The 4,622-nt window shown below is 43.1% G+C and carries 8 protein-coding genes; 2 read left to right on the top strand and 6 right to left on the bottom strand.

The genetic code is table 11. The annotated features are described in order from the left end of the window. Positions 1-469 precede the first annotated feature (469 nt). From BLV55_RS14375 to BLV55_RS14350, 6 genes are all read right to left on the bottom strand, one after another. A complete protein-coding gene (locus tag BLV55_RS14375; protein WP_093315675.1) occupies positions 470-793 on the bottom strand; it encodes a hypothetical protein in 324 nt (107 codons plus the stop codon). Between the two features lie 203 nt (positions 794-996). Continuing rightward, on the bottom strand, positions 997-1,842 hold the full coding sequence (locus tag BLV55_RS14370; protein WP_093315672.1) for an ATP-binding protein: 846 nt from the start codon (positions 1,840-1,842) through the stop codon (positions 997-999). Then, positions 1,772-2,680, bottom strand: coding sequence for a hypothetical protein (locus tag BLV55_RS14365; protein WP_093315670.1), 909 nt, complete (start codon positions 2,678-2,680; stop codon positions 1,772-1,774). Before BLV55_RS14365 ends, BLV55_RS14370 begins: the two co-directional genes overlap by 71 nt. Before the next feature lie 36 nt (positions 2,681-2,716). Next, the gene (locus tag BLV55_RS14360) at positions 2,717-2,944 is read right to left on the bottom strand and encodes a hypothetical protein (protein WP_093315668.1); all 228 of its coding nucleotides are present in this window, start codon (positions 2,942-2,944) and stop codon (positions 2,717-2,719) included. Positions 2,945-2,946: 2 nt separating this feature from the next. Continuing rightward, a complete protein-coding gene (locus BLV55_RS14355; RefSeq protein WP_093315666.1) occupies positions 2,947-3,123 on the bottom strand; it encodes a helix-turn-helix domain-containing protein in 177 nt (58 codons plus the stop codon). Then, positions 3,098-3,319 carry a helix-turn-helix domain-containing protein gene (locus BLV55_RS14350; protein WP_093315664.1) on the bottom strand — a complete coding sequence of 74 codons (222 nt, stop codon included), beginning with the start codon at positions 3,317-3,319 and terminating at the stop codon, positions 3,098-3,100. The genes BLV55_RS14355 and BLV55_RS14350 overlap by 26 nt, the downstream gene beginning before the upstream one ends. A gap of 225 nt (positions 3,320-3,544) precedes the next feature. On the opposite strand from BLV55_RS14350, the gene BLV55_RS14345 reads away from it, so the two are divergent. Then, positions 3,545-3,730 (top strand): hypothetical protein, encoded by a 186-nt coding sequence (locus BLV55_RS14345; RefSeq protein WP_093315662.1) that lies wholly within the window; start codon positions 3,545-3,547, stop codon positions 3,728-3,730. A gap of 53 nt (positions 3,731-3,783) precedes the next feature. Continuing rightward, a complete protein-coding gene (locus BLV55_RS14340; protein WP_093315660.1) occupies positions 3,784-3,969 on the top strand; it encodes a hypothetical protein in 186 nt (61 codons plus the stop codon). Positions 3,970-4,622: the final 653 nt, after the last annotated feature.

Below are 4,622 nucleotides of genomic sequence, written 5' to 3'. Positions count from 1 at the left end.
TCTCGGGTCCAAAATCAAGAGCAAGTCAAGAGCAGGTCTGGCCTTCGCTGCACTTCAGCCGGAAGATCACCGGCTTCTCGTGGCTCCGGCCAGCCCTAAAGGTCAAGATCAGCGGCACCGTAGGAAAACCACCCACCGGGCCACCAAGGTCAAGAGCATAAGAACGGACGCCAGAGTGCAAAAGACGCACACTGCCGTCCTAAAATAATCAATCAGTTGCCAAGCTTCCTGTGTCAGCTTGCCTGCGTCCTCCGACAGCCAGGGGAATTGTACGCATTCCTCTAGGCTGGTCAAGGCCATCCGGAAAGGCGCCGGCTGCCAGCAAGCTGGTTGCGATGCAAGCCTTGACAAGCCTGATCGTAATGCTTAACTTCTTTTTCCCCCGCCGGAGGTACGCCGGTTAGATCAGAGACAAAATTCATACTAGTGGCTACCCAAAGATCCCAGGCAAAATTGGAGTCTGGCCGGCTTATGTCCCGACATAAAAGAAGCCCCCTCTCAGACTATTTTTTCCCTTTTTCTTTTGCTTTTTTTTTGCGTAATTCAGTCCTGAGTGATACTTGATACGACATTCTGGACTACAAAAACGATCATTTATTTTTCTGTAAAGAAAAGAGATTCTGCATAAATGCCAGTCGCAAACTCTTACGCCTTTGACTTTATGCTCTGTTTTTTTGGGTGATTCTATAACTTCAACTCCTTCGCCTCTTCCATAAATAACGTTCTCAAACTCCTTGTCAATTTGATCGTTTGTTAACTCTTCAAGCAATGTCCCCGCATCAATATATTCCACTTTCTTCTCCCCCTTTCCTTATGTAAACTTTCAGTTACTACCTAGTCTAAAATCCTCTTCCCGACTAAAAATTTTAATATTCATCTTGCCACCTGTTTTATTTTCAACTCTTGACGCTTTTCTTTCAGCTCCTTATTCCTTTGCTGATTTACCAGCCGGATCTCCAGCAGCATTAGAATCAATTTTTTTATCATCCCATTCTTTCAGTTCTCCTTTTTCAGCAGTTCCATCAATTGCTCTCTTTTCGTTTTAGCCACTTCTGCCCGATTAGATTTGCCTCTAACCTGAATAGGTAGGCATATTTCAGCAATTCGATCATAGGTACGATCAATGGCATCTTCGCTTATGAGCTTATCTCTAAGGTTATCCAGAGGCAAATTGGTTGTTAAAATCAGTGGTTTGCCGGAACGATACCGAGCATCTATAATCTGATATAGCATAGCTGTGGACCAGTTGGTTTTCTGCTCGGCTCCTAGGTCATCGAGAATAAGCAGACTGGCCTTTTCCAGTGAGCGGATAATATCAATCTCTGCTTCCTTGTCATTCCGGTTGAAAGTTTCCCGAATCCGAGCCAATAAGCCTATCGTGTTGACAGCCACTACTATGGCTCGGTACTGCTGCATAATCTCGTTTGCAATGGCGAAAGCTGCGTAGGTTTTACCAATGCCAGGATTACCATGGATCAACAACCCAATATTGTTCTCCTTCATTTCCAGCCAGTTTTCAACGTATTTATTAACAGTCTTTTTCAATTTAGGCGAACCAATAGCTTCATCCCAGGAAGTCAGTGTGCTGCCATGAAATTTAGAATCCATTAAGCTGTATCTCTTCAGTTTTTCAATAGCTTTCAACTGTTTCCGACGTTGCTCTTCAGCTTTCTTTGCTTCGTAGTCCATTGTTTCGCATTCACAATTACAACGAACAACTCTTTCTTTTCCAAGTAATACAAGTTTTGTTTTTTTGGGCTTATTGCAAACTTCACACTTCCAGCTGGTCGAGGTCAATTCCGAGGCTCTTATACTGATCACATTCTCCACTATATCTTTCATTCCCTTCGCCCCCTTTTTTATTACCGTAGTTCCCCTCCAATGCTTTAGCCATATTGTCCGATTTCATCAGCCAATCAAAGTTCGCTCGCCATTTTCGTTCATTTTTTCCTTTTAGAAAGTCGGATGATTCAGCAGCGTTAAATAATTGAAAAAAAGGTTTTATTCCTTGGTCGTATTCTTTCCACCTGGCCGCAATGGTTTTCTTTCTCGCATCTGTCAGCTTGATAATCCTAGGAAAAGAAGGACAGGCTGAGTGGAATAATTCGACAACTCGTTGATAAGGAATTTTTTTCGATTCTGCTTCCGTCTCTTCTTTTCCTTTTTTCTTTATTTCTTTCTTCTTCATTTCTTGAATGTCGGCTTTTTTAGAGCTTTCAAAGTCCCCCTTGTCCGGCTTTTGTCCGGCTTTATTTCCTTTTAGGCTTACACTATCAAGGGTTTCAGTCCGGCTTTTGGGGCTCCTTCTGCCCGGCTTCAGCTCGGCTTCTGTCCGGCTCTCTTTCGATCCTTCTCCTTGCCACTTCTCATAGTTTAATATAGTAAAAACAGTAAACCTTTTTGTTGAATCCTTCGATAGCATTCCATCTCTAATTAACAGATTAAAAAAATTCCGGGCTTTCTTTTCTCCCCATCCCCACTTCTTCGCAAGTTTTTCGATACTGCTGAGAAATTGTCCACGCTGTAAAGTAATCAACTGATTACCGTGTGGGAACGTAACTTCTTCATGACTTGCAAGCATCACCATATCCATAAATGCCTGACCTTTTGAAAAAGTATCTTTTCCCCACAGCCAGTGTTCCTGAATGTCCCGATGTAGTTTAACGAAGCCCTTAGCCATACAACCCCACCTCTGTTTCCGGCTCCTTTTTTCTTTTTAATACCACTCGCCCGTATTGGTGACGTGGTACCACTCTCCGTCTGCACAGGTCACTTTCAAAAAAATGCCGTTTTCATCCGCTGCCAACTTGACCTCTTTAGGCTGTTTTTTCTTTCTTGATTTCTCGCCCCAGGCATTCCAGAACCTCACACAGAAAACACGAAATATCTTTTGCGTAGGACATTGTAAATTAGAAAAACCTTTCGCATCGTAAGGATCGTACATAGTTACGCCTCCCATCCAAGCGCTTCACTTATATAATTTTCTAAGTCTATCCCTCTCACTCGGTATTGCCCACGGATCTTTACGCTCGGAAGCTCCCGTGTATGTATCAGAGTATAAACCGTATCTCTTGAAACTTTTAACAGCTCAGCCGCTTCAGCTGGTGTGTGTAATTCGATCATCTTCAATCACTCCTTCGATCAATTTTTCTACTGGTACGTCCAATACTTTACTGATCCTTACCAACTCTTCAATGGTAATCCGCCGCCTGCCATTCATAGCCGCTGAAAAAGTTTTATACGACATCCCTACTTTATTAGCAACGAATCCATGTTTTAATCCTTTTTGTTTTATCTCTTCTTTAATTCTTTTTATCATGTCTCCCCTCCTTTCTTAAATTTCAGTATATACACAGCATAACACAATTTGTGTATATTATCAACAATTTGTAGACATAATTCTACATATATGATATAATTATATTCAAGCACACCAGAAAACGCCGATTTATCAGTGCGTTCATCGGTTTTTCAAGTTTTAATCGTCAACAGTACATGTACACAATTTGTGTATATTCCAAAATCAAGAAAGGTGGTAATGACAATGAAGAAACAAACAGGGATTTTAAGTGTGATTTACTCCAAGAGTTTGGAAGAGGCAATTGTATACGAGTTTATTTGGATGAAGCAGCTGTACCGTTGGAATGATGCCAACTGCGTATATTACAATGAAAGCACAGGTGATGAAAGCTATCTGATGGAGCTTCCGAAAGAACTGGCAGCAGCCTAAATAACAGCTGAAAACTTCGAAGAGATTTTAGAAAACAGAAAGGAGCTTTAAGGATGAAAGCAAACTTTGAAAATAGAGTGTTAGAGGTTGTAAGAGTAGATAATCTCTGGACAATTAGAGAGATAGAAGGAAAAAATGAGCATATTTACAGCTACAAGTTTGATACAAGAAAGGAAGCGATGCATCACTTGACCGATACTCTTTCTCACCTTAGATCGCTCAGAATGATCCTCCCGTAGCTCCCCACTTAGGGGGGCTTTTTTACGCCTTGAAATTCTTAGCTATGCCGAATTATAATACACAGCTAACCTTGGGATGCAAGGGACAAAAGAGGAACAGTTTAGGGACGGCACCAGAAGGATCCGAAAAGAGTTGGAAAAAAGTCGCAAGATTTCTGACCAGCTGGAATAAAAAAATGTCATTTTCAAAAGCTACCCAAGATCATCGGACAGCCAGCAGCCGTATTGTGTCTTGAACTTGCACTTGACCTAACCGGCGTACCTCCGGCGGGGGAAAAAGAAGTTAAGCATTACGATCAGGCTTGTCAAGGCTTGCATCGCAACCAGCTTGCTGGCAGCCGGCGCCTTTCCGGATGGCCTTGACCAGCCTAGAGGAATGCGTACAATTCCCCTGGCTGTCGGAGGACGCAGGCAAGCTGACGCAGGAAGCTTGGCAACTGATTGATTATTTTAGGACGGCAGTGTGCGTCTTTTGCACTCTGGCGTCCGTTCTTATGCTCTTGACCTTGGTGGCCCGGTGGGTGGTTTTCCTACGGTGCCGCTGATCTTGACCTTTAGGGCTGGCCGGAGCCACGAGAAGCCGGTGATCTTCCGGCTGAAGTGCAGCGAAGGCCAGACCTGCTCTTGACTTGCTCTTGATTTTGGACCCGAGA

Source organism: Tindallia californiensis, from assembly GCF_900107405.1.
In the GTDB taxonomy this organism is placed as follows: domain Bacteria; phylum Bacillota; class Clostridia; order Peptostreptococcales; family Tindalliaceae; genus Tindallia; species Tindallia californiensis.
The sequence above is the reverse complement of the archived record's forward strand: the minus strand, read 5'-3'. Positions and strand labels throughout refer to the sequence as shown.